At 66.4% G+C, this 23,727-nt stretch carries 20 protein-coding genes; 10 read left to right on the top strand and 10 right to left on the bottom strand.

Features of this window, described 5'->3' with window-relative positions; translation table 11 throughout:
- Positions 1–233: 233 nt before the first annotated feature.
- Complete coding sequence (locus tag IP65_RS01235; RefSeq protein WP_054130488.1) at positions 234–1,664, top strand: Mur ligase family protein; 1,431 nt, start codon at positions 234–236, stop codon at positions 1,662–1,664.
- A 52-nt stretch (positions 1,665–1,716) separates the two neighbouring features.
- Here IP65_RS01235 and IP65_RS01240 read toward each other — a convergent pair whose 3' ends face one another.
- A complete protein-coding gene (locus tag IP65_RS01240) occupies positions 1,717–2,235 on the bottom strand; it encodes a GNAT family N-acetyltransferase (protein WP_022676422.1) in 519 nt (172 codons plus the stop codon).
- A 328-nt stretch (positions 2,236–2,563) separates the two neighbouring features.
- Here IP65_RS01240 and rpsA point away from each other — a divergent pair, with 328 nt between their 5' ends.
- From rpsA to IP65_RS01265, 5 genes are all read left to right on the top strand, one after another.
- Positions 2,564–4,264 carry a 30S ribosomal protein S1 gene (rpsA, locus tag IP65_RS01245; RefSeq protein ID WP_054130489.1) on the top strand — a complete coding sequence of 567 codons (1,701 nt, stop codon included), beginning with the start codon at positions 2,564–2,566 and terminating at the stop codon, positions 4,262–4,264.
- Between the two features lie 279 nt (positions 4,265–4,543).
- Positions 4,544–5,119 (top strand): biliverdin-producing heme oxygenase, encoded by a 576-nt coding sequence (locus tag IP65_RS01250; protein ID WP_054130854.1) that lies wholly within the window; start codon positions 4,544–4,546, stop codon positions 5,117–5,119.
- A gap of 86 nt (positions 5,120–5,205) precedes the next feature.
- Positions 5,206–5,967, top strand: coding sequence for a hydroxyacylglutathione hydrolase (gene gloB / locus IP65_RS01255; protein ID WP_054130490.1), 762 nt, complete (start codon positions 5,206–5,208; stop codon positions 5,965–5,967).
- Between the two features lie 28 nt (positions 5,968–5,995).
- Positions 5,996–7,021: a LacI family DNA-binding transcriptional regulator gene (locus tag IP65_RS01260; RefSeq protein WP_022676426.1), complete on the top strand. Its 1,026-nt coding sequence runs from the start codon at positions 5,996–5,998 to the stop codon at positions 7,019–7,021.
- A gap of 11 nt (positions 7,022–7,032) precedes the next feature.
- Positions 7,033–7,491, top strand: coding sequence for an Lrp/AsnC family transcriptional regulator (locus IP65_RS01265; RefSeq protein WP_054130491.1), 459 nt, complete (start codon positions 7,033–7,035; stop codon positions 7,489–7,491).
- A gap of 90 nt (positions 7,492–7,581) precedes the next feature.
- On the opposite strand, the gene IP65_RS01270 is transcribed toward IP65_RS01265, so the two are convergent.
- The 4 genes from IP65_RS01270 to IP65_RS01285 are packed head-to-tail and all read right to left on the bottom strand — an operon-like array spanning position 7,582 to position 12,053.
- A complete protein-coding gene (locus IP65_RS01270) occupies positions 7,582–8,847 on the bottom strand; it encodes a CynX/NimT family MFS transporter (RefSeq protein WP_156306338.1) in 1,266 nt (421 codons plus the stop codon).
- Between the two features lie 2 nt (positions 8,848–8,849).
- On the bottom strand, positions 8,850–10,259 hold the full coding sequence (locus tag IP65_RS01275; RefSeq protein WP_054130493.1) for an amidohydrolase family protein: 1,410 nt from the start codon (positions 10,257–10,259) through the stop codon (positions 8,850–8,852).
- A complete protein-coding gene (locus IP65_RS01280; RefSeq protein WP_054130494.1) occupies positions 10,256–10,930 on the bottom strand; it encodes a cysteine hydrolase family protein in 675 nt (224 codons plus the stop codon). Before IP65_RS01280 ends, IP65_RS01275 begins: the two co-directional genes overlap by 4 nt.
- The gene (locus IP65_RS01285) at positions 10,923–12,053 is read right to left on the bottom strand and encodes an LLM class flavin-dependent oxidoreductase (RefSeq protein ID WP_054130495.1); all 1,131 of its coding nucleotides are present in this window, start codon (positions 12,051–12,053) and stop codon (positions 10,923–10,925) included. Before IP65_RS01285 ends, IP65_RS01280 begins: the two co-directional genes overlap by 8 nt.
- Before the next feature lie 218 nt (positions 12,054–12,271).
- Between IP65_RS01285 and IP65_RS01290 the strand changes: the two genes are divergently transcribed.
- Positions 12,272–13,114 (top strand): oxidoreductase, encoded by an 843-nt coding sequence (locus tag IP65_RS01290; protein ID WP_054130856.1) that lies wholly within the window; start codon positions 12,272–12,274, stop codon positions 13,112–13,114.
- Between the two features lie 145 nt (positions 13,115–13,259).
- On the opposite strand, the gene IP65_RS01295 is transcribed toward IP65_RS01290, so the two are convergent.
- The 3 genes from IP65_RS01295 to IP65_RS01305 all read right to left on the bottom strand — a co-directional run bounded on the left by IP65_RS01295 (position 13,260) and on the right by IP65_RS01305 (position 17,581).
- Positions 13,260–15,590: an acetamidase/formamidase family protein gene (locus IP65_RS01295; RefSeq protein ID WP_054130496.1), complete on the bottom strand. Its 2,331-nt coding sequence runs from the start codon at positions 15,588–15,590 to the stop codon at positions 13,260–13,262.
- Between the two features lie 128 nt (positions 15,591–15,718).
- Positions 15,719–16,909 (bottom strand): aromatic ring-hydroxylating dioxygenase subunit alpha, encoded by a 1,191-nt coding sequence (locus IP65_RS01300; protein ID WP_054130497.1) that lies wholly within the window; start codon positions 16,907–16,909, stop codon positions 15,719–15,721.
- A gap of 186 nt (positions 16,910–17,095) precedes the next feature.
- The gene (locus IP65_RS01305) at positions 17,096–17,581 is read right to left on the bottom strand and encodes a VOC family protein (protein ID WP_022676434.1); all 486 of its coding nucleotides are present in this window, start codon (positions 17,579–17,581) and stop codon (positions 17,096–17,098) included.
- Positions 17,582–17,781: 200 nt separating this feature from the next.
- Here IP65_RS01305 and IP65_RS01310 point away from each other — a divergent pair, with 200 nt between their 5' ends.
- The gene (locus IP65_RS01310) at positions 17,782–18,873 is read left to right on the top strand and encodes an acetamidase/formamidase family protein (RefSeq protein ID WP_054130498.1); all 1,092 of its coding nucleotides are present in this window, start codon (positions 17,782–17,784) and stop codon (positions 18,871–18,873) included.
- Between the two features lie 171 nt (positions 18,874–19,044).
- Here the strand turns inward: IP65_RS01310 and IP65_RS01315 are convergent, their stop codons facing one another.
- Together IP65_RS01315 and IP65_RS01320 are read right to left on the bottom strand one after the other, a co-directional pair.
- A complete protein-coding gene (locus IP65_RS01315; RefSeq protein ID WP_054130499.1) occupies positions 19,045–19,941 on the bottom strand; it encodes a ribokinase in 897 nt (298 codons plus the stop codon).
- Positions 19,941–21,209, bottom strand: a complete 1,269-nt coding sequence (locus tag IP65_RS01320) for an MFS transporter (protein ID WP_054130500.1) — start codon at positions 21,207–21,209, stop codon at positions 19,941–19,943. Before IP65_RS01320 ends, IP65_RS01315 begins: the two co-directional genes overlap by 1 nt.
- A 320-nt stretch (positions 21,210–21,529) precedes the next feature.
- On the opposite strand from IP65_RS01320, the gene IP65_RS01325 reads away from it, so the two are divergent.
- Both IP65_RS01325 and IP65_RS01330 read left to right on the top strand, forming a co-directional pair.
- Positions 21,530–22,348, top strand: coding sequence for a class III extradiol ring-cleavage dioxygenase (locus tag IP65_RS01325; RefSeq protein WP_054130857.1), 819 nt, complete (start codon positions 21,530–21,532; stop codon positions 22,346–22,348).
- Between the two features lies 1 nt (position 22,349).
- On the top strand, positions 22,350–23,723 hold the full coding sequence (locus tag IP65_RS01330; RefSeq protein ID WP_054130501.1) for an amidohydrolase family protein: 1,374 nt from the start codon (positions 22,350–22,352) through the stop codon (positions 23,721–23,723).
- The last annotated feature ends 4 nt before the right edge of the window (positions 23,724–23,727 follow it).

Raw genomic sequence — 23,727 nt, forward strand, 5'->3', positions numbered from 1 at the left:
GGCGAAATGGGCTTGGCCGAACCGATGCCGACGCTTGCCGTGGCACTGGCTCCGACCTTGCCCTCGCGCCCGCAAGCCTGGCCCGGAAAAGAGCCTGGCCGAACCCTGCGCCCCGTGCGCCCGGCTCCGGCCAGCCTTTTCATCCCTGCGCTGCTGCGGCCAGACGCGGCAGCGGGGCAAACCTGTCGCAGCGATCTTGCCACGCCCCCTGATTGCTGTAGTGCCCTGTGCCCATGGCCCACACTGCACTTGCGCCAGATGGCGCGCTAACTGCCCATCCCTGGTTCTTTTGCGGCATTGGCGGATCGGGCATGCTGCCCCTGGCGCTGATCCTCAAGGGCGCAGGCGCGCAAGTGGCCGGGTCTGATCGCAGCCGCGACCAGGGCCGCACGCCCGAAAAGTTCGCCTGGCTGGAAAGCCTGGGCTTTGCCTTGTTCCCGCAAGACGGCAGCGGCATCACCTCGGCCGATCAGGCGCTCGTTGCCTCAGCTGCGGTGGAAGACACCGTGCCCGAAGTGGTGCGCGCCCGCGACCTCGGTTGCCCGCGCTTCACCCGCGCGCAATTGCTCGCCCGCCTGTTCAACGCCGCGCCGATCGGCATTGCCGTGGGCGGCACCAGCGGCAAGTCCACCGTCACCGGCATGATCGGCTGGATGCTCACGGCCTTGGGCCGCGATCCCACGATCATGAATGGCGCGGTCATGAAGAACTTTGCCACGCCTGACGCGCCCTTTGCCTCGGCCCGCGTGGGCCAGGGCGGGCTGTTCGTTTCGGAAGTCGATGAAAGCGACGGCTCGATCGCGCTCTATCGGCCGCAGATCGCCGTGCTCAACAACGTCAGTCTCGATCACAAGAGTCTGGAAGAACTGCGCGATTTGTTTGGCAATTTCCTGGCCACGGCAAGCACGGCGGTGATCAATGCCGATGACGCGGAAAGCATGGCCCTGGCCCACCGCGCGCGGGCCACGGTCACCTTCGGCTTTGCCGATACCGCGATGATCGGGGTCGTGCCCGCCAGCGTGGTGGAAAGCCCGACCAGCATTGCCGCCACGGTGATCGACCGGCGCAGTGGCGCGCAGCACGATATCACGCTGGCCGTTCCGGGCCGGCACAACCTGGCCAATGCCTTGGCCGCTCTGGCCGCAGCCGATGCGGCGGGCCTGCCGCTGGGCGAGGCGGTGGCGGCCCTGAGCGGTTACGCCGGGCTCGCCCGCCGGTTCGACATCGTCGGCACCAGCGCCAGCGGCGTGACGGTGATTGATGATTTTGGCCACAACCCGGAAAAGGTTGCCGCCACCCTCGCAACGCTCAAGGCCCATCCCGGCCGCGTGCTCGCGCTGTTCCAGCCGCACGGCTATGGCCCGCTGCGCCAGATGGGCGCGGAACTGGCCGAAGTGCTGGCCACGCGCTTGAGCGCCGGGGATCAAGTGATCCTGACCGACCCGGTCTATTTCGGCGGCACGGTGGATCGCACGCAAGGTTCAGAGCGCATCGTCGGCCTGGTCAACGCGCATGGCGGCCAGGCCGAACACGTGGCGGAGCGCGCCGAGGCCGGCCAGCGGCTGGCCGCCCTCGCCCGTCCGGGAGACCGGATCGTGATCATGGGCGCGCGCGACGATACGCTGTCCGCCTTTGCCCGCGACGTGCTTGGCAGCCTTACCTGATCGCATGGACCGGTGCGTGCCCCCCAGCCAGGCCGGGGGCACGCGCTACATATTACCCCAGCCGCTTTTCCAGCATGACCAGGTGCGGATCGCCCTCGACGCCATGGGCGATGAAGCCATAGTCCTTTTCCAGGTCGATCGCGGCCTGGTTGGCCCGGTCCTCGATCGCGATCACGCGGTCCAGCCCGCGCCGTTCGCCTTCGTGGGCCAGAAGGTCGAGCATGGCCCAGCCCACGCCCTGCCCGCGAAAATCGCCGCGCACCGAAACCGCCACTTCACCGGTTTCCATCGCCGCATCGCAGGCCAGCATGCCCGACGCCACCAGATCACCGCTTGCCTGGTCGAACGCCAGGAAGCTTTCGGTGCGCCAATGGTCCACCCGGGTCAGCGGCAACAGGCGCTGGTGATCGAGATGGCCGGCCGCCGCGAGAAAGCGAAAGCGGCGGTCTTCGGGCAGCACGGCATCGAAAAACGCGGCCAGCGCATCTTCGTCTTCGGCAAAGGCCTGCCGCACGCTCAAGGTCACGCCGTGGCGGGTGACAACGGTGGCGGCGCGGGCCAGGGCAGCCATGGGGGGCGGTGTTTGGGTGGCAGTCATTGCGGCAACTCCCGTCGTGCGGATTGGATGCACAATCCCTAGTCTGCCCGCGCGCCGATCACCTTGACCTTGCGCAAAGCGGGCATTTGCAAAACACGCGGTTTTGCTTGCATTTCACTGGGGGCAGGCCTAAGCGCGCCAGGTTCTTTCCCGACAGGGACAAGAATGCCTGCGCGGGCATCCGGCCCGCATGGGCGGATCGGCCCTTTTGGCCCATCATCCTGCATGGGGCAGGTGATGGAGAAAAGACCGGCGGAACCAACCGCCTGGCCGGAAACATCGATATCAGGAAGACTTTTTCATGTCGACCAACCCGACGCGCGACGATTTCGCCGCGCTGCTTGACGAATCGCTTGGCGCTGGCGCCACCGGTGGCTTTGAAGGCCGCGTCGTCAAGGGCACCGTTACCGCCATCGAAAACGACAAGGCCGTCATCGACGTGGGCCTGAAGAGCGAAGGCCGCGTGGCCCTGCGCGAATTCGCCGCCCCCGGCCAGCCGCACGGCCTCAAGGTCGGCGACGAAGTCGAAGTGTTCGTCGACCGCGTCGAGAACGCCGAAGGCGAAGCCATGCTCAGCCGCGACCGCGCCCGCCGCGAAGCCGCCTGGGACAAGCTCGAATCCGAATTCGGCGAAGGCAAGCGCGTTGAAGGCGTGATCTTCGGCCGCGTGAAGGGTGGCTTCACCGTCGACCTCGACGGCGCCGTGGCCTTCCTGCCCGGCTCGCAGGTTGACATCCGCCCCGTGCGCGACGTGACCCCGCTGATGGACATGCCGCAGCCGTTCCAGATCCTCAAGATGGATCGCCGCCGTGGCAACATCGTCGTGTCGCGCCGCGCCGTTCTGGAAGAAACCCGCGCTGAACAGCGCTCGGGCCTGATCCAGAACCTCAAGGAAGGCCAGATCATCGACGGCGTCGTCAAGAACATCACCGACTACGGTGCGTTCGTTGACCTCGGCGGCATCGACGGCCTGCTCCATGTCACCGACATGAGCTACAAGCGCGTCAACCACCCGAGCGAAGTGATCGCCATCGGCGACACCGTGCGCGTCCAGATCATCCGCATCAACCAGGACACGCAGCGTATCTCGCTGGGCATGAAGCAGCTGGAAAGCGATCCGTGGGATGGCGTTGCCGCCAAGTACCCGGTTGGCGCCAAGCTGCGCGGCACCGTCACCAACATCACCGAATACGGCGCCTTCGTGGAGCTGGAACCGGGCATCGAAGGCCTGGTCCACGTTTCGGAAATGTCCTGGACCAAGAAGAACGTCCACCCCGGCAAGATCGTTTCGACGAGCCAGGAAGTCGACGTCATGGTTCTGGAAGTCGACAGCGACAAGCGCCGCATCAGCCTGGGCCTCAAGCAGGCGCAGCAGAACCCCTGGGAAGGCTTTGCCGAAAAGCACCCGGTCGGTTCGATCGTCGAAGGCGAAGTCAAGAACGCCACCGAATTCGGTCTGTTCATCGGCCTGGATGGCGACGTGGACGGCATGGTTCACATGTCCGACATCGCCTGGGGCATCTCGGGTGAAGACGCCCTGGCCCTCCACCGCAAGGGTGAGCAGGTCAAGGCCGTGGTCCTCGACGTCGATGTCGACAAGGAGCGCATCTCGCTCGGCATGAAGCAGCTCGAAAAGGGCGCTCCGGCTGCTGGCGGCGTTGCCACCTCGGGCTCGCTGCGTCGCGGCGAAGTCGTCACCGTCACTGTCCTCGAAGTCCGCGATGGCGGCCTCGAAGTGCAGGCTGGCGAAGACGGCGCGACCGGCTTCATCAAGCGTTCGGACCTGGGCCGCGATCGTGACGAACAGCGTCCCGACCGCTTCCAGGTTGGCCAGAAGATCGATGCCATGGTCACCGGCTTCGACCGTTCCAAGAAGCCCAACTTCTCGATCAAGGCCCGTCAGCTGGCCGAAGAAAAGGAAGCGGTGGAACAGTACGGTTCGTCGGACTCGGGCGCTTCGCTCGGCGACATCCTCGGCGAAGCCCTCAAGGCTCGCGGCTGATCCCGGCCTGGCGGGGGCCATGCGGCCCCTGCCAACCGAGAAACCGAAAAGGCCCGCCTGGCACCACGCCGGGCGGGTTTTTTCATGCGGTGGCGTTTTCCAGGCGCTCGGCCTACATTCGATGCGTCATCCCATGGCCACCCCGCATTCCGTTCGCCCTGAGCATGTCGAAGGGCTGTTTACACGTCAGCGCTGCGCCTCGCGTCCTTCGACAAGCTCAGGACGAGCGGAGCATGGCGCAAAAACATCCCACCTAGATCTCGAGAATTGGCCACGCGCATGCCCTCACCCACCCAGCCCGATCCCGGCCGCGCCCAGCGCCTGCGCGAGGCGACGCGCGATGTGCATGCGGCGCTGGATGCAGCGCTGATGGCGCGGGAAAGCTTTGCCAGCCGCGAAGGTTATGCCAGCTTCCTGGCCATGCAGCTGGGCTTTCACCGCACGGTCGCGCCGCTCTATGACGACGCCGCGCTGCAGGCCGCCTTGCCCGGCCTGGCAGACCGCTGCCGGCTGCCGCTGGTCATCCAGGACATGGCCGATCTGGGCCTTGATGCGTCTGCCCCGCCGCCCGCCCCGCTGCAGCCCACGCTCGGCGCCGCGCTCGGCTGGCTCTATGTGGCGGAAGGATCGAACCTGGGCGCCGCAGTGCTGCGCAAGCTGGTTATGCGCATCGGCCTGTCAGACGCCTTCGGCGCGCGGCACCTGGCGCCGTGGGGCGCCGGCCCGGCGGCGCATTGGCGCGATTTTACCGACGCACTCGATGCCGTGCCGCTCGATGCCGGGCAGGAAGCCGAGGCGATCGCCGGGGCGCGCCAGGCCTTTGCCCATGTCGCGCGCCTGGCCCGCATCGACTGAGCAGTGCCGCTGCGCCGGTTAACCGCCGTTTGCCGTCTTTTGCTTTGCAGCATTTCCGCTATGAGGGAACGCGAGGAGCGAGGGCGATGATCGAAGTTCACCAGTTTCCCTGCCTGTCTGACAACTATGGCTACCTCGTGCATGACAGCGCGAGCGGCGAAACCGTGTGCATCGATACTCCCGATGCCGATCGCTATCTGGCCGAGGCGGCCGCGCGCGGGTGGCAGATCACGCAGATCTGGAACACCCACTGGCATGCCGATCATGCCGGCGGCAACGCGGCGATCAAGGCCGCCACTGGCTGCACGATCAGCGCGCCGGCCCAGGAAACCGCCAAGATCGCGGGCGTCGACCGCGCTGTGGATGGCGGCGACACCGTGCGCCTGGGCGATCACGTGGTGCAGGTGCTGGCCGTGGGTGGGCACACGCTGGGCCATGTCGCCTATCACCTGCCCGATGCCGGCCTGGCGTTTGTCGGCGACGCGCTGTTTGCGCTGGGCTGCGGGCGCATGTTTGAAGGTACCGCGCCCCAGTTCTGGGCGAGCCTCACGCGCCTCAAGGCGCTGCCCGCCGAAACGCTCGTTTACTGCGCGCACGAATACACCGCCAGCAACGCCCGCTTTGCCGTGCACGCCGATCCCGACAATGCCGCGCTGGCCGAATATGCGCAGGACATCACGGCGCGGCGCGCGCAGGGCCTGCCCACCGTGCCCACCCCGCTGGCGCGCGAGCTGGCCACCAACCCCTTCCTGCGCGCAGACGATCCCGTCCTGCAATCCCGCTGGGGCGGCGGCGACGCCGTTGCCACCTTTGCCGCCTTGCGCGCGGCCAAGGACAGCTTCCGCTGACCGTTGCACGCGAAAGAGACCTTGATCCATGGCCGAAAAGCGCCTCACCCGTGTAACCAGTTTCGACGTGGCCGAAGCGGCCGGCGTCAGCCAGTCCACCGTCAGCCGCGCGCTGGCGGGTGACCCGTCGATCAGCGCGCCGACCCGCCAGCGGGTGATGGAGGCAGCGCGCAAGCTCAACTATCAGGTGGACGAAAACGCCGCGCGGCTGCGCCGGGGCAAGACCGGAACGCTGGCTGTCGTCATGGTCTGCCGGCCGGGGCAGGATCGCAAGGATCTCAATCCGTTCTACTATGCCCTGCTGGGCAGCACCTGCGCGGCGGCCGCCGCGCGCGGGTTCGAGGTGCTGGTGGCGTTTCAGGACAGCCCCGAAAATTTCTGGGGCCATTACCAGGAACGCCGCAAGGCCGACGGCATGATCGTGATCGGCACCAGCGAAAACACCGCAGCGTGGGACTATTTCGGCGCGCTGCCCCAGGGCAGCCACTGGGTGTGCTGGGGCGCGACGCAGGACGATTTTCCCTGGGTGCGCAGTGACAACCACGCCGGGGCAACGCTCGCCACGCGCCACATGCTGGTGCGCGGCTATCGCCATATCGTGTGCCTGGGCTCCGAAACCTCGCCACAGCGGCAGTTCAAGGAACGCTATGACGGCTATGCCGCAGCGATGGAAAGCGCCGGGCTGGAGCCGGTGCTTCAGCGTATCGAGCGTGGCCTGCCGCGCGAAGAGCAAGGCCGCCGTGCCGCCGTGGCCCTGATCGAAAGTGGCCGCCCGTTCGATGCGATCTTTGGCGTCAGCGACGAGATCGCGCTCGGCGCGCTTAAGGAACTGGCCGGGCGCGGGCTGGTCGTGCCCGATCAGATCGGTATCGTCGGCTTCGATGGCGTGCGTGCCGGTGCCTGGTCCACGCCGCCGCTCACCACCGTGGAATCCGATTTCGAGGTGGCCGGCTCGCTGCTGGTCGATCGGCTGCTGGCGATGATTTCGGGCGAGACGGCGACGGCGCGGCGCGTGCCGGTGCGCCTGGTCGTGCGCGGCTCAACCCGGCCCTGAACGGCCTGGCCATGGAACAGCCGCCGCTTGACCGTATCGACCTCAAGATCGTGGAAGAGCTGCGTGTCGACGGGCGGCTGAGCATCAACGAACTGGCCCGCCGCGTGGGCTTGAGCAAGACTCCGTGCCAGGCGCGGCTCAAGCGGCTGATGGCCGATGGCGTGATCCGCGGCTTTCGCGCCGTGGTCGATCCGCACAAGCTGGGCCTGGCGCATATCGCGTTTACCCAGGTCAAGCTGTCAGACACCCGCGAAAAGGCGCTCGACGCGTTCCGCCGCGCCGTCCTCCAGGTGGAGGAGGTGGAGGAATGCCACATGATTGCCAGCCATTTCGATTATCTGCTGAAAATCCGCACGGCCGATATCCTGGCCTATCGCCGCGTGCTGGGAGAGCGGATTTCGAGCCTGCCCAACGTGGCCAGCACATCGACCTATGTGGCGATGGAAACGATCATCGAGCACGGCGCTTAGGAAAAAGCGGGACCCCGGGTCGAGCCCGGGGTGACGTATATTCTTGACCTATTGGACTTTTCGTCACCCCGGGGCCCCGCTTTTGCATCATCACGCCAGCGCTGCATCCCCAGCCACCGCGCGCGGCACCGGGCGGCGGGCCAGCCCCACCACCAGCGCGACGGCCAGGCCGATCAGCGCCTGCCCCGCGAAATTGGGCACGAAGCTGCCCATGGTATCGTGCAGGTGCCCACCAATGCTGGGCCCGATCGCGGCCGAGGTGGAAACCACGGTCATCACCGAATAAAGCTCCAGCGCGGCGCGCCCGCCGAACCAGCCGCGCAGCAGCAGGGCCGTGCCCACGGTGGAAACCCCGATGCCGATGCCAAAGGTCACTGCAAAAAAGCCCAGCGCGGCGGTGCCCAGCGGCAGGATCAGCGCGAGCGAGGAAAATGCCGATCCCACCAGCGCCACCACGGTAAGCGCACGGGCATCGACCCGCTGGCCGGCAAAACCGGCGAGCGCCGCTGCCACGGCCGCCACGAAGGCCGCCGCCGAAATAAACCCCGTGGCCACGCCCGGCGCCACGCGGTGTTCCAGCATGTGCTGATAGGCAAAGCTGTGCACGGTGGTGTTGATCAACAGGCACGCAGTATAGGCCAGCACCACGATCCAGAACTGCCATGAAGCCAGCGCGGCGCGCGCCGTCCAGCCTTCGGGCGGAGGCGGCGCTTCATCGGCCGGGCCGTGGACCACGCCGACGCGGCGTTCATAACGGCCGCACACCGCCGCCGCGAACAGCCCCAGCACCAGTGCGCCGGCCGCACAGGCCAGCCAATAGAGGCGCCAGCTGCCGGTGGCCGAATGGATCGCGAAGAAGGTGATCGGCCCGGCCACCGCCCCCAGGTTGCCAGCGGTAAAATAGAGGCCGATGGCCGTGGAGCGCTTGCGGTCAAAGGCATTGCCAATGGCATCGACCGCCGCGATCGACCCGCAAAAGCAGAAGCCCAGCCCCAAAAGCAGCGTGGCGAGCAGATACATCCACACGCCCTGCATCCAGGCCAGCGCGGCAAATCCAGCGATAAGCTGCACCATGCCGATCAGCAGCGTAACCGCCACGCCATGGCGGCGGATGACAGCCGCCGGCAGCATCGAGGCCGCCCCGCAGGCAATCCCCAGCACGGTAAAGCCCATGCCCGCCTGGGCCCAGGTAAAGTGCAGATCAGCCACGATCATCGGCAGAACCTGGCCCAACGAATTGAATGTGGAGGCCATCAACAGAAAATAGAGCGCGGCGAACGCGCCCAGAATGACGATACGCATCGGCTTGGTGCCCTTGGTGATACCCGTGCCTGGCTGGGTTGCCCGCGCCGACATGGTCAAGCCACCGGCCAGGCGCAAGGGACCGAAAGACCGGCCCGCGCGATCACCCCCGGCGCTGCCGCCTGCACGCTGGCATAAAGCGCTTCCTCGTCCACGTTGGTCATCCGATAATTGTCCACCAGGCGCTGCCCATCCACCCACACGCTGTGCACGCCGCGTCCATCGGCCGACCAGACGAGCTGGTTGATCACGTTGAGCAGCGGCGTCCATTCCGGGCGGTTGCGATCGTGCGCCACGAAATCGGCCTTCATGCCCGGCACCAGGGCGCCGACCGATCCCGCCAGGCCCGCCGCCGCCGCACCATGCAGCGTGGCGCATTCCAGCACGGCATGCGCGGGGAACAGATCGCCATCGCGCCGCGCATCCTTGAACAGGCCGGCGAGCAGATACATCGCGCGCATCAGATCGGCGATATTGCCATTGTTGTTGCCATCGGTGCCCAGCTGGATCGGCACGCCCGCCGCCTGCATTTCGGGAAACAGGCCGTGGCTGGTGGCGCCATAGCCGCCCTTCATCGCGGTGAGCGGGCAATGCGTCACCCGCATGCCGCTGCGCGCCACGGCGGCCACTTCCGCGTGATCGAGGTGGATCATGTGCGTGAGCGACAGGTGATCGCCCAATGCGCCCAGCTCTTCCAGATGGAGCAAGGCGCGCTTGCCGGTGGTGGCGAGGTAATAGTCGGGATCGGCCGGGTCGGCGCTCATGTGCGCGGTGATGCCCAGACCGCGTTCGCGCACCATGGCCGTTGCCGCGCGCCACAGGTCGTCGGTGGCGGTGTTGTGCCCTACCAGGCAGCCCCAGGCCGCCAGGCGCTTGTCATCGGCCACCGGCCAGCGATCGAGTTGCGCCTCGAGCCGGGCAATCGCATCGCGTGTCAGCGTGGGCTGATCGTCCGTGGGCGCAAAGGCGCGATCCTGAATCCATTGCCCCAGCCGGCCGCGAATGCCCACGGCATCGACCGCCTCCATCACGGCGGGCAGATCCAGGATCGTGCCGGCCTCGATGAACGTGGTCACCCCGTTCTTGAGCATTTCCACCGAGGCCAGCGTGGCGGCAAGCTGTTCCTCGGCCGGGGTCTGCGCCAGATAGGTGGGGATCAGCCAATCGAACACGTTGGTGCGCCAATCGGTGTCATCGGGCACATAGCCGCGCGTGATCGGCTCCCCAGTGATGTGCACATGGCAATTGACCAGCCCCGGCGTCAGCACGAAGCGGCTGCCATCGATCACGTCGCGCGCGGCAACCTGGGCCATGACCTGCGCGGTCGGGCCAACCGCCACGATGCGATCGCCCGCCACCGCCAACGCGCCATCGCGCCAGATCTGCCGCGCGGCGTCCATCGTCACAATCCAGGCATTGCGGATCACGAAATCGGCGGCGATAGGGCCGTCCCCGTCAGGGCTCATGCGCGCCAAGCCCCCACCACGGCGGCGCTGGTCGTCAGCAGCGAGCAATGCTGCGCCATGGCCTTGAGCGCGTGCACATGCAGATCAGGCTCGGCCGCAGCGCAGGCATCGGACACCACGAAGGTGTGGTAGTTGTGATGAAACGCATCGCGCGTGGTGGAATCGACGCAGCAATCGGTGGTCAGCCCGGTCATCACCAGGGTATCGATGCCGCGCGCACGCAGCTGCATATCAAGGTCGGTGCCGTGGAAGCTGGAATAGGCCAGCTTGGCAATCTCGATATCGCCTGGCCGGGGCGCCACGCGCCAGTAATCCTCGCCGCCGCTGCCGATCCGGCAGATCGCCTCGCCGCCAGAAGAGCCGCGCCTGGCCATCCAGGTTTTCAGCGCCTGGCTGTCGCTTTCCGGCCGGGTCATCACCCGCATGAAGGCCACGGTGACGCCAGCCGCGCGGGCAGCGGCGACCAGTTCCTCAATGCGGTCGACCGCCTTGTCGGATTCGGTCATGTCTGCGCCATAGCCGGCGACCACGCCATGCGGCGCGGCGAAATCGACCTGCACATCGACCACCACCAGCGCGGTGCGCGCCGGCGCGATCATCGCGCCGGGCTGGGCCACGTGCGGCAAGGCGGTGGCCGGATCGATCACGGTCTGGGCCGCCGCCTCAGGCATCGATCGCCTCCTTGATCGTGCCGGGAAAGCGCGCGCGCAGGACGGGCAGGATCTTTTCGGCGAACACCGGCAGCATCGTCAGATAATCGGGGAAGATCAGCATCAGCCCGTCCAGCGCGGTCTTTTCAAAGATTTCGGTCAGCTGCGCCAGCACCGTCTCGGGCGAGCCAGCCACATGCGGGGCCATCAGCGCCGATCGCGCCTTACGGGTGAAATCGTTCTCCTTGCCGATTTCAGCATCGAGCATGCCATAGGCGCGCATCATGCCCCACAGCGTCTCTTCATCCAGCCCGTCGCGATAGGATTGCACCATCGCCTCGGCCTCGGCATCGGTTTCGCCAATGACCAGGATCATCATCGAATAGGTGCGGATGGCGTGGCCCAGTTCCAGCGCGCCGGCCTTGGCCTTGTGCGTGTTGGCAATCAGCTCGTCCAGGTTGTTGCCCGCCAGGAACAGCGCGTCCATGTGCTCGGCAGTAAAGCGCACGCCGGCCTTGGACGTGCCGGCGCAGACCAGGAACGGCCGCTGCTGCGGCTTGGGCCACGACGTGCAATCGTCCAGCGTGAAATACTTGCCATGGGCGGTGACCCGGTCTTCGCTCCACAGCCGCTTGATATTCTCGATCCACTCGGTGGCCAGAACATAGCGCTCGTCATGGTCGACGCCTTCGGGCCAGGCACCCATCTGGGCAAATTCGCCCTTGTAGGCGCCGGTCACCACGTTGAGCCCGGCGCGGCCCCCGCTGATCTGATCGAGCGTGGCAATCATCTTGGCCGCCACCGCCGGGTTTTGCAGCAGGGTGTGGATCGTCGCCCAGACCTTTACCCGGCTGGTCGCCTGGGCCAGGCCGGCCATCATCAGCGGGCTGTCGAGCGAGGATTCCCAGTGCTGAATCTCGCCGCCATAGCCCTTGAACTTGGCCATCGCCATGATGAAGTCCAGCCCCATGGCATCGGCCAGCTTGGCCACTTCCAGATTATAGCCATAGGAGCCGTCGAGCCGCGGCGAATTCTTCGAAATGATCCAGCCGCCGTTGGCCATCGGCATGAAAATGCCAATGTCGCGCCCGCCGCTGTCGGAAGGAAGGCCGAAATGCGCAACCGTGGTAGTGGGTTCGGTCATGGCTGGTCCGTGATTTTGCAGTGATGAACAGGATGTGTGGCGCGGGTTGGGATCACGGGCAAGCTAGGGCGGCTTGGCCCGCGTATCTTGTCACCACGCGCACGAAGGTTTGTGCAGCGCATGAACTCCGGCGCTGGTGCACAAATCCATGCGCGCCACGGCAAGACGCGCCCGCCACATCCAACTAGCCTTGGCGCAAACCAACAGAAGGAATGCGCATGGCAAACTGGTTCATCACCGGCGTCAGTTCGGGCCTGGGTCTGGCCCTGGCCCGCGCCGCGCTGGGGCGTGGCGATGCCGTGGTAGGCACAGTGCGCGCGCAGGCCGACGCGGAAATGTTCACTGCCCTTGCCCCCGGCCGCGCCCATGCGATGAAGCTGGACGTGACCGACGAAGCCGCCGTGCAGGTGGTGATCCGCACCGCGCAAGGACTGGTTGGCCCGCTTGATTACGTGGTCAACAACGCTGGGCGCGGCTTTACCGGCGCGGTGGAGGAAACCAGCCTGGCCGATGCGCGCGCGCTGTTCGATGTCAACGTGTTCGGCCCGATGGCGGTGATCAAGGCCGCGCTTCCCGCCATGCGCGCCCGCCGCGCCGGGCACATCGTCAACATCACCTCGGTTTCGGGCCTGGCGGCCTGGCATGGCACGGCGATCTATGGCGCCACCAAGTTTGCGCTGGAATGCATCGGCCGCACCCTGGCGCAGGAAGTGGCGCCGCTCGGCATCAAGGTGACCAATGTGGCGCCCGGCGGATTGCGCACCGCCTTTTCCGCCGAACGCCTGCCCGGCGCCGATCCAGTCATCGCCGATTATGCCGGCACGGCCCACCTTGCGCGCCAGATCCTGCAGGACAAGCACGGCAACGAGCCAGGATGCCCCACGCTGGCCGCGCAAGCAATCCTGGCCGCGCTGGATGAGCCCGAGCCACCGCTGGTGCTGCTGCTGGGTGACGACGCGCTGCACTATGCCGAACACGAATTGGGCGAACTGGCTGGGCAATTCGATCGCTGGCAGGGCTATACGCTGGCGATTGCGGCGGAGCCGGTGCTGACCCCCTGATCGAGCGGGTATCGCAACGTTGTGACGGCAAATAGCGGGACCCCGGATCAAGTCCGGGGTGACGATGCCTGAAAGAATGTCTTTCCACGTCACCCCGGACTTGATCCGGGGTCCCGCTTCCTTGAAGCGCACCGCAACGCCTCGATCAGCTGGTGAACAGCGCCTTGCGGATCACCGCATGCACACCCCAGTTGCCGTTGGCGACCTGGCTGATCCCGAAATCGACGCCAACCGAGAGCAGCGAGATCGCCTCGTCCTCGGTCAGGTCGCGGATGGTCATCAGGAAGCGCCGCGCCTTGCGGAAAGCGTCGCGCATTGCGGCATCGATCGATGATCGCTTGTAAACCTCGCTCTGCGCCTTGCCGCCCAGGTCGCGCAGGTAATCGGGGTTGGAAAAGCCCAGGATCACATATTCGCTGGGCGTCTCGATCATCGGATAATCCAGCTCGCGCACGTGGGCCGGCGCGCCCTTGGCCTTGTGCAGGATCACCTGGATCACGGCGGTCATCGAGCATTCGATCGCCGTGCCGCACAGTTCGCCATCGCCCTGGCTGGCGTGGGGATCGCCCAGCGACAAGAGGCCGCCAGGCACTGCCACCGGCAGGAACACACTCGCCCCCGGCCCCAGGCGCCAGTTGTCGATATTGCCGCCGAAATTGGCCGGCGGCACCGAATCGACCAGATCGGCATGGGCCGGCGCGAGCGCCACCACGCCGAAATGCGGCCGCACCGGTATCTCGATATCGCGCAGCACGTTGAAGTTCTTTTCGATCGTTTCCGGGTCCACCGGCACGCCGGGGTAATCGTACATCGGGTGGATCACGCCCGAGGGGTCTTTCTGCGGCGTCCAGCGATAGTTGTAGACCGCGTGCGCCAGCGGCAGCCCGGCGCCCTTTTCGATCTCGTAAATGGTGATCACTTCGCGCGGCTTCGGCTCCGTGATCAGTTCGGCATAGTGAAATCCCCAATAGGCGGCCACGTTGCTGCCAAAGGCGCGCCCGGCAAAGCGCGGGTTGCGGCTGGGGCGCGGATCGATATCGAGGATGCGCACCTGCACCACGTCGCCCGGCTCTGCCCCCGAAATGGCGATCGGGCCGGTGCAGATATGCACGCCAAAGCCCTCGCCCGGCCCACGCCCCAGCACCGAGGCATCGAGCGGCCCTGCCCCGCGCCGATCCACCACCTTGCCCTCGGCTGTCCAGCGATAGACCGCCTCTGCCGCCGGATCGCCATGGATCATGCGTTCGGCGTCATCGTTGGCGTGGTGGGTCAGGGTTTCCACCGTGACATAATCGCCCGAGCAGACTTCCAGCGCGGGTTTCAGATGCTTGCTGAAATAGCCCCAGTGGATCGTATCGGGGCGCACCGGCAGCACATGGTGGCGCACGCCCGGCGCGGCATCGACCTGCACGTCCTCGACCAGGCCATCGGCCTCTACCGCAGGATCGAGCGTGGTGGCAGCAGGCGCTTCCTCGCGCTCTTCGGGCCGGGCATCCTTTTGCGCGCTGGGCCGCCCGCGCCGGGGCGCCTCGATCGACTCGTCCGGCAGGGCGCCGACCTTGCGGTATTCGCGTGGGCTCATGCCATAGCGTTCGCGGAACGCGCGGCTGAAGCTGGCGCTGTCGTTGAACCCCCACTGAAAGAGGATTTCGGAAATGGAGCGCTGCGCGTGCAGCGGGCTGCCCAGGTCAAGCCGGCAGCGTTCCAGCCGGCGGAATTTCACGAACTGGCTAAAGCTTTCGCCCGCGCTTTCGAACAGTTTCTGCAGATAGCGCGGGGAAATGCGGTGCTCTGCCGCAATCTGGTGGATCGACAGATTGGGATCGGACAGGCGCATTTCGATCGACTGGAACACTCGTTCGAGGATCGCCGCGCGTGCGCCGGCCGCGCCGCCCAGTTCCTTGACCGGCGCCTTGTCGAGCAGCGTGGCGGCGATGAATTCGGGCAGCGCCAGCTCAACCGGGCGGATCTGGTCGTCCGACACGTCGACGATGGTATCGGCGACCGAGCGCAGCAGCGCCGAGAGCATGCGGCCGATCGCCTCGTCGGCAATCAGGTTGCTGATCTGCGATGGCAGGGCCGAGCGCGAGCGCAGCGCCGGCAGCGCGTGCGGCACCTTGACCAGCAGAAAGCGGTGTTCGCCGTTCAGATCGATCTGCGTGCGAGCAGAGCCACCGCCATAGAGAATGTCCCCTTCGGACAGTTCGATCGCGGTGGTGCCCTGGGTCGCGCTCAGCCGCCCTTCCAACAGCAGCACCAGCCAGAAACTGGGGGCATCCTGGGCCATGTCGATCGCCAGGCGCTGTCCATTGCCGGTCACGCGCACGAACTGGATGCCCTGGCCGCTGGTGAAGCTTACCAGCTCGCCATAGAGTTCCTCAGCGGTGCCAAGCACTTCGAGGCTGACACGCTGCAGCGCAAAACGCCACGCGTCGTGGCGCTGCTCGCGCGGGTAGGCATTGGTGGTAAAGCGCAACGGCTTGCCCCCTAGGTTGATCGACCCTGATGGCGGCGCGGCTTATGGTTGCCGGCCTGGCAACCACCTTACGCCATCTGTGATGACACGCAATGCTGCACCGCAAACAAAGCGTGCCCCGGATCGGGTCAGGCCTGGGTCATTTCCCGGGCTGCCAGGCGCTGGTGCGTGGCGCGATAGCGGTGCACCAGCCACTTGTTGAACTGGCCTTGCGCGCCTTCCTGCCAGGAATAGCGCCCGCGCGGGGCAAAGCGCGAGCGCAGGCCCTGCTGCACCAGTTCATCGACATGCAGATCCTGCGCGATGATATGGCCCGAGGCGCGGATGTTCATGTCGAGCTTGTGATCGAAGGCGGGGTCGGCCATCGCGCCCGGCGCAAACAGGAAGCCGGTGTCCATCTCCAGCGATTCCGGGCCATTGGGCCGCAGGATCAGATAGATCACCATGTCGCTCATCATCACCAGGCTGAGCGTGGGCGGGATGTTGGCAAAGGTCATGCGCATGCGCGCTTCGTCAGACAGGCCGGGGAACACCGGCAGCACGGCCTTTTGCGTGGCGTTGAAGCTGGCATCGGCGTGCAGCGTGCCGTTGAAGCGCAGGAAGCCGCCATCGGCCGGGTCGCTATCGGGAAACACCGCCAGGCCCGATGGCACGAAATCGTGCAGCGGGCCGTGGTGCAGCCGGCTGGCATGATAGCCATCGTTGTTGTTTTCGAACATGACCTTCCAGTTCCACGGCAAGGTCGGCGCCGGATCGGGGCGCGGCCCTTCGGTCCCTGCCAGGTCATAGCCGGCGATGGCCTCGGCCACGGCCGTCAGGCGCGGCGCCAGCGGGGCGGCATCGGCATCAAAGTTGATGAAGATGAAGCCGTTCCACAGTTCCACCTTGAACGTGGGCAGGCTGTATTGCGCCTTGTCGAAATTGCAGGTCTTGCTCATCGCCGGGGCGGCGACCAGCTTGCCATCCAGGTTGTAGCTCCAGTGGTGATAGGGGCACAGGAAACCGCGTGCATTGCCGTGCCCTTCGGCCACCAGCATCGCGCGGTGCTGGCACACGGCCGACATCGCGCGGATTTCCCCATCCAGCGTGCGCGATACCAGGATCGGCTCGCCAATCACGCGGGTGGAGAAATAGTCGCCCGGCTTGGCCACCCAATCGGCGCGGCCCACGCACAGCCATTCGTGGTTGTAGAGCGCCTCTTTCTCGAACGCATAGAATTCCGCGCTGGTATAGCACTCGGGCGGCAGGGTCTCCGCCTCGGCGAGGTCGGTCGCCGAACTCTCAAGCGAGCGGATGAAGCTGTCGGTAACGAGGGTCACGGGCGCAAACTCCTGAAACGGGCTGGATCGAAGCTCTGTTTAGCGGTGTCGCAGGCCGCTGGTCTTGAGCCGGGCAGCACGAATTGTTGAGCGTGGGGTGCTGCGCAGTCTGCGCCAAGCCATGCTGCGCCGCAACAATAATGAAGAACACAATTGGCGGGGGATTTGCGTCCCCCGCCGCCGCCTTCATTCGCGGGTAAAGTCTGCCGGCACCTGCGGATCGGCCCCGGCCTTGCCCCACAGCAGGATTTCGTTGCCCCACGGGTCCTGGAAGGCATGGTTATAGCCGTTGAAAGTGGACCAATAGTGATTGCGCCACAGGATCGTGGCGCCGCGTTCCTCCGCCGCGGCCAGGATGCGATCGGCACTGTCATCGTCGCTGATCAGGATCCAGATGCGCGGCTTGCGCCCGTCGCTCGCCAGATCGCGCGGGGCAACACCGGCCGGTTCTGGGTGCGGCCGGGCATTGGCTGCGGCAAAGATGCCCAGGTGCAGGTTGCCGATCGCGCTGTCGCTGCCATCGGGGTTCTTGAACTGCCCGCCCGGCACCATGCGGTGATAGACCCCGGCCGGCTTTTCATCGTTCTGCCAGCCGAACACCTCGGCATAGAATCGGGCTGCGGCGGCCGGGTCATCGGCAGGCATATCGACGAAAATCAGGGTGTTGGGCATTGGCAGCGCCTTTCCTTGGCCAGCAGGGTCAATCGCCACCTTGTGGCAAGGCGCGCCCCCGCCCGGCTTGGACCTGGGCGCACCGATTGTTGATCCGTGCGCGGCGCGGCCAAGTCATAGGGCGCGCGCAAACAAGACCGCAGCGCAGCATTGGCCCGACAACCAAGGCGTCCTGATACCCATCGAAACGAGGCACACGCATGAGTTTGGTCTGCACCCACGGTCAGCAGCGGACGGCTACGGCGCCCGGCGCCCTGCACTATCTGAAAGCCACGCCCGAGACCGTGCACTGGGGCTATTTCTCGCCCACGATCAAGCCGGCCCTGACGATCAAGAGCGGCGATCTGGTGCATGCCGAAGCGATCACCCACCATGCCGGCGATGCGCCCGAACTGATGTTCGATGATGGCGTGGAGCAGATCTTCACCCAGATCGATCCCACCACCCGCGCGCCGGGCGTGCACATCATGACCGGGCCGATCTTTGTCGAAGGCGCCGAGCCGGGAGACATGCTGGAGGTGCGCTATCTCCAGATGGTGCCACGCAACAACTATGGCTCCAACCTCGCGGCCAACTGGGGCCACCTCTATCAGGAGTTCGACGAAAAGGAGCGGGTGACGATCTACCAACTCGATCCCACCACGCAAACCGCCAGCGCGCTCTATGCCTATGATTTTCCGGGGAAGTACCTGGTGCCTGGCACGATCACCAACTGCCCGGTGTGCGATCGCCAGCCCGCCCTGCCGGGTGTGACCATCCCGGCCCGCCCGCACCTGGGCACGGCCGGCGTGGCCCCGGCGGTGAACGAGCCGGTCAGCACGATTCCCCCAGGCCTGCATGGCGGCAATATCGACAACTGGCGCATCGGCGCCGGCGCAACGATGTATTACAAGTGCCAGGTCAAGGGCGGCCTCTTTTCCATCGGCGATCCGCATGTCAGCCAAGGCGATGGCGAGATTTCCGGCACTGCGATCGAAAGCTCGCTCAACTGCCTGTTCCAGATCATCCTGCGCAAGGATTTCGATTTCCCCTCGCCGCTGCTGGAAACGCCCAAGCACTGGATCGTCCACGGATTTGGCGAAGATCTCGATGCGGCGATGAAGAACGCCTCGCTCGACATGCTCCACCTGCTGAGCGAACAAGTCGGCCTGTCGAAGAACGATGCCTATTCGCTGATGAGCGTGGCCGCCGATTTCGGCGTGACCCAGGTGGTGGACGGCACGCTGGGCGTGCACGCGCGGATCAACCGCGACATGTTCCCCGCCAAGGGCGTGGCCAAAGACCCACAGTAAGCCCTGCCAAGGGTCGCACAGGAAGCGCCGGAGAGCCTTGGCTTTCCGGCGCTTTTCGCGCGTGGATTTGGGTGACGTGCCAACGCCCTTCGACAGGCTCAGGGCGAACGGGGAAGCAGGTTTATGAATACCGTTCGGGCTGAGCTTGTCGAAGCCCCGCCCTTGCGCGCCCTATCCGGCCAGGCCCTCGTCCACCTCTGCCCGCGTGGGCATCGAGGCGGCAGCACCCAGGCGCTGCACCGAGATTCCGGCCGCAACCACCGCCACAGTCAGCGCGTGGGCCATGGTTTCACCTTCCGCCAGCCGCGCGGCCAGCACGCCACAGAAGGTATCACCCGCGCCGGTCGTATCCACCACCGGCACGGCCCGCGCAGGCAGGCGGATCGTGCCGTTCGGCCCTTCGGCCAGCACGCCGGCCCCGCCCAGCGTGACGATCACCCACTGCCCCGCGCGCGCCATCAGCCGGCGCGCGGCCCCCGCCAGGGCGATGTCTCCCTCCGGCACGCCTTCGCCCAGGAAGAACGCCAGCTCGGTTTCGTTGACCACCAGGATATCGGCCAGCGGCAGGATTGCACGCCCTTCGGCCGTGGCTGGCGCGGCATTGTAGAGCGTGCGTGCGCCAGCCTCGCGCGCCAGGGTCAGAAAGCGGGCCACGGCCTCAGCCGGCACTTCGGCCTGGGCCACGGCCAGGGCGGCACCAACGGGAAAGTTTGTCGGTGCGGGAAGCGCGGCATTGGCGCCCGCCACGATCACGATCTGGTTCTCGCCCGCGTCAGACACGAAGACATGCGCAAGCCCGGTTGGGCCAGGCAGCCGCGCCACCGCGCCGGTGCCCACGCCGGCCTGAGCCAGGGCATCGAGCATCGCCACGCCATGGGCATCATCACCCACCGCGCCCAGCATCACCGTGGGAACGCCCTGGCGTGCGGCGGCGACTGCCTGGTTGGCACCCTTGCCACCGGGCAGCAGGTCATAGCTGGTGGCCGCAACCGTTTCCCCGGCAAGCGGCAGGTGCGGCACGCGCATGACCAGATCGCGGTTGATCGATCCGAAAACGACGACTGCCATCAGGCGAGCACCAGATCGCCCGTGGCGCTGTCTGCGGCCGGGCGCGCGTCTGGCGCGCTGGCAGCAAAGCGGTCGGGGTGCGGCAAGAGCGCCAGCAGAACCATGCCCAGTGCCAATGCACCGACGATGGCGAGCGTCGCCACGACATAAGTGCCGCTGCGGTCAAAGCTCATGTCCATCAGCATCGGCGCCACGCCCTGGATGAACGCAACGACAGCATAGAATGCACCGACGATCGTGCCGAAGTGGCGCAGCCCGAAATAGCGCGACACGAAATACGACAGCGCGGCATATTCCGCCCCCATGCCGATGCCGAGCAACGCGCCGGCGGTGATGATCGCCAGGCTGCCGGTGGAAAACTGCAGGATCAGCATGCCGGCCATGGCACTGGCATACATCGGCAGGATCAGGCGCGGGGTGCGAAATCGATCGAGCAGCCCGCCGGTCACCACCTGCCAGCCCGCCGTGACCAGGGCAAAGACCACCACCACGCCGGTGGCCTGCGCCAGCGACACACCATGGCCCATGAGGATCGGCACGACATGGGTGAACATCGCGGTCATCCCGCCGGCGCCGGCCGCCACCGCCACCAGCATCAGCCAGAATGTACCGGTGCGCGCGGCCTGGCCCAGGCTCATGCCGCTGGCGAGCGGGGATATGGCATGGCTATCACTGGCCGCAGCGGGTGGCGCATCGCGCATCCATAGCGCGATGAACGGCGCGGCCAGCGCCACGATCAGCCCGATCACCACATAGCCCATGCGCCAGCCATGGCTGGACAGGACCACGCCGGCCACGATTGGCATGATCGTGGCGCCCAGGCCATTGCCCACGCCCGCCGTAATCCCCAGCATCAGCCCGCGCCGTGCATCGAACCAGTTCGACACCACCTTGCTGACCATGCCTGTGGCCGCCATGGTGCCGAACAGCCCGACCACGGCGAAGCGCCAGTAGAAATCGAGCATCGTGCCATCGGCGCGCGACACCAGCAGGATGCCCACCGCCAGGCCGAGATTGCCCGCCAGCAGCAGCCAGCGCGCGCCAAACCGGTCCATCGCGCGGCCGATCAGCGGATAGCTGATCGCGCTGATCACCGAAATCAGCCCGAGCACGCCCGAAACACCGGCGCGCGGCCAGCCGAAATCCTGTGCGATCGGCACCAGAAACACGCCGATCGTGGCGGAAATCGCCGCGGTCATGCACAAGGTGTTGGCGATGGTGGCGGCGATGGCGACCTTGGCCGCCTGATAGCTGGGCGCAGAAGGCATGGTGCGCGGCGAGTCCCGGATAGTGAATGGCGCGGCTATCAGACCCCACGCCGGCGCGCTTGCCAAGCATAGAGGCCCGCTCGCAACAACGAGGGCGCCCGGCATCAATTTGGCAGCGCCACCAAGACCTGTTTATCATGCACTTGGCCTTGGCAACACGCGCGCCTTGCAAAATTGCTTGCGCGGGCCGTCAAGACGGGGAACCCCTGCCCCGCTAGGTCGAGGCCGATCAGCGTGCCATCATCGAGCGGACCTTTCGGGGCAAAGCCCGGAACGACGATGCCACGATAGTGCCGATGCGCAAGGAGCCAAGCGACCTCATGCCCGATTCCGCCACCCGGATGCCCAGCCTGTTCATTCCCCATGGCGGCGGCCCCTGCTTTTTCATGGACTGGCGCGCAATGGGTGGGCCGGCCGACGCCTGGGACAAGACCGCCGGCTATCTCAAGGGTCTGATCGCGAGCCTGCCGGAAAAACCAAAGGGCATCGTGGTCATATCCGGGCATTGGGAAGAAGATGCCTTCACCGTCTCTACCGCGCCTGCACCGGGCATGATCTATGATTACTATGGCTTTCCGTCACACACCTATGAATTGAAGTTTCCCGCGCCGGGCGCACCTGCGCTTGCCGAGCGGATTGTCGCGCTGATCCAGGCCGAAGGGCTGCCGGCACGCACCGATGCCGCGCGCGGGTTCGACCATGGCGTGTTCATCCCGTTCCTGCTGGTCACGCCCGAGGCGGATATTCCCGTGGTGCCGCTGTCGCTCAAGCGCGATCTTGATCCCGAGGAGCACCTGCGCTGTGGCCGCGCCCTTGCTGCGCTGCGCGACGAGGGCGTGCTGATCGTGGGTTCGGGCATGAGCTTCCACAACATGCGCGCGTTCTTTTCGCCCGCCGCCACGCAGCCTTCGGCCACGTTCGATGCCTGGCTTACCCAGGCGATCGAAAGCCCGCCCGAACAGCGCTGGCAGTCCCTGCGCCAGTGGGCCAGCGCACCGGCCGGTCGGCAAAGCCACCCGCGCGAAGAGCATCTCATCCCGCTGATGGTGGCAGCAGGTGCCGCCGCCGATGCGCCGGGCCAGCGCGACTTTACCGACAACGTGATGATGGCCGATATCTCTGCCTTCCGGTTCGGCTAGGATGCAGGCGGTCGATACCCTGGTCACCGGCGCCATGCTGGTGACGATGGATGCGCAACGCCGCGTGATCCGCGATGGCGCGGTGGCCATGGCACAGGGCCGCATCGTGGCCGTGGGGCCCAGCGCAGAGGTGGCCGCCATGGTTGCGCCGCGCGAGGTGATCGATGCGCGCGGCTTTGTCGCCACGCCCGGCTTCGTCAATGCGCACGTGCATCTGACCGAAACCCTGATCCGCAATTTCCTGCCCGAGGCGCTGCCCTTTGACGAAGGGCTGAACCAATGGGTGATCCCGCTGTATCAGGGGCATAGTGCGCAAGAGCAGGCCATTGCCGCGCGGCTGGCGGTGCTGGCCATGCTCAAGACCGGCACGACCACCTTTCTCGAAGCCGGCACACTGATCGCGTTCGAGGCCGTGGCCGAGGCGCTGGAGGGCACAGGCATTCGCGGACGCATCGGCCGCTGGTGCATGGACCGCGCGTTTGCTCCTGGCGAGGACCAGGCCGCGCTGACCCAGGCCGCGCTCGACGCGTTTGGCGCCGATCTGGCCGCCTGGCCCGATGACGGGCGCCTGATCGCCGCCTGGCCGCTGCTGGTCGGGCACATGACCAATACTGCCGAGCTGTGGCAGGCGGCCACCGCCATCGCGCGGGCGCGCGGCTTGCGCATTTCTGCCCATATGGCACCCGCCGCCGGTGACCCGGAATGGTATCTGGCCAACACCGGCAAGCGCCCGGTGGAATGGCTGGCAGACCTTGGCGTGCTGGGCGATCACCTGTCGCTGGTCCACATGGTGCATGTCGATGAACGCGAAGTGGCCCTGCTGGCGCAAAGCGGCACGCATGTGGTCCACTGCCCGGAAGCCTCGCTCAAAGGCGGCTATCAGGCCACCACGCGCGGGCTGTTTCCCGAAATGGCTGCGGCCGGTGTCACCATCGCGATCGGCACCGATGGCGGCGACCGACACGATCTGATGCCCTCTGCCCGCCTGATGGCCGGCCTGTGGAAGGATGCGCGCGGCGACACTGCGCTGTTCCCGGCCGAAAGCGCGCTGGAAATGCTCACCGTCAACGGCGCGCGCGCCATGGGCCTGGAAGGGCAGGTGGGCACGCTGGCCGTGGGCGCACGGGCAGACCTGGTGCTGCACGATACCCGCCGCCCGGAATGGATGCCGCTGCACAACCCGGTGCAACAACTGGTGTGGTCTGCCGATGGGCGCGGCGTGCACAGCGTGTGGGTCGATGGCCGCCGCGTGGTCGACGCTGGGCGCTGCACCACTATCGATGAAGAACAACTGCTGGCGCAGGCGCAAGACGCCGCGCAAGCGCTGGTTTCCAGGTCGGGCCTGCCGCTGCGCATGGCCTGGCCGATCCTTTGACAAA

Origin of the sequence: Novosphingobium sp. AAP1, from assembly GCF_001295765.1 — a bacterium.
Taxonomy (GTDB): Bacteria; Pseudomonadota; Alphaproteobacteria; order Sphingomonadales; family Sphingomonadaceae; genus Novosphingobium; species Novosphingobium capsulatum.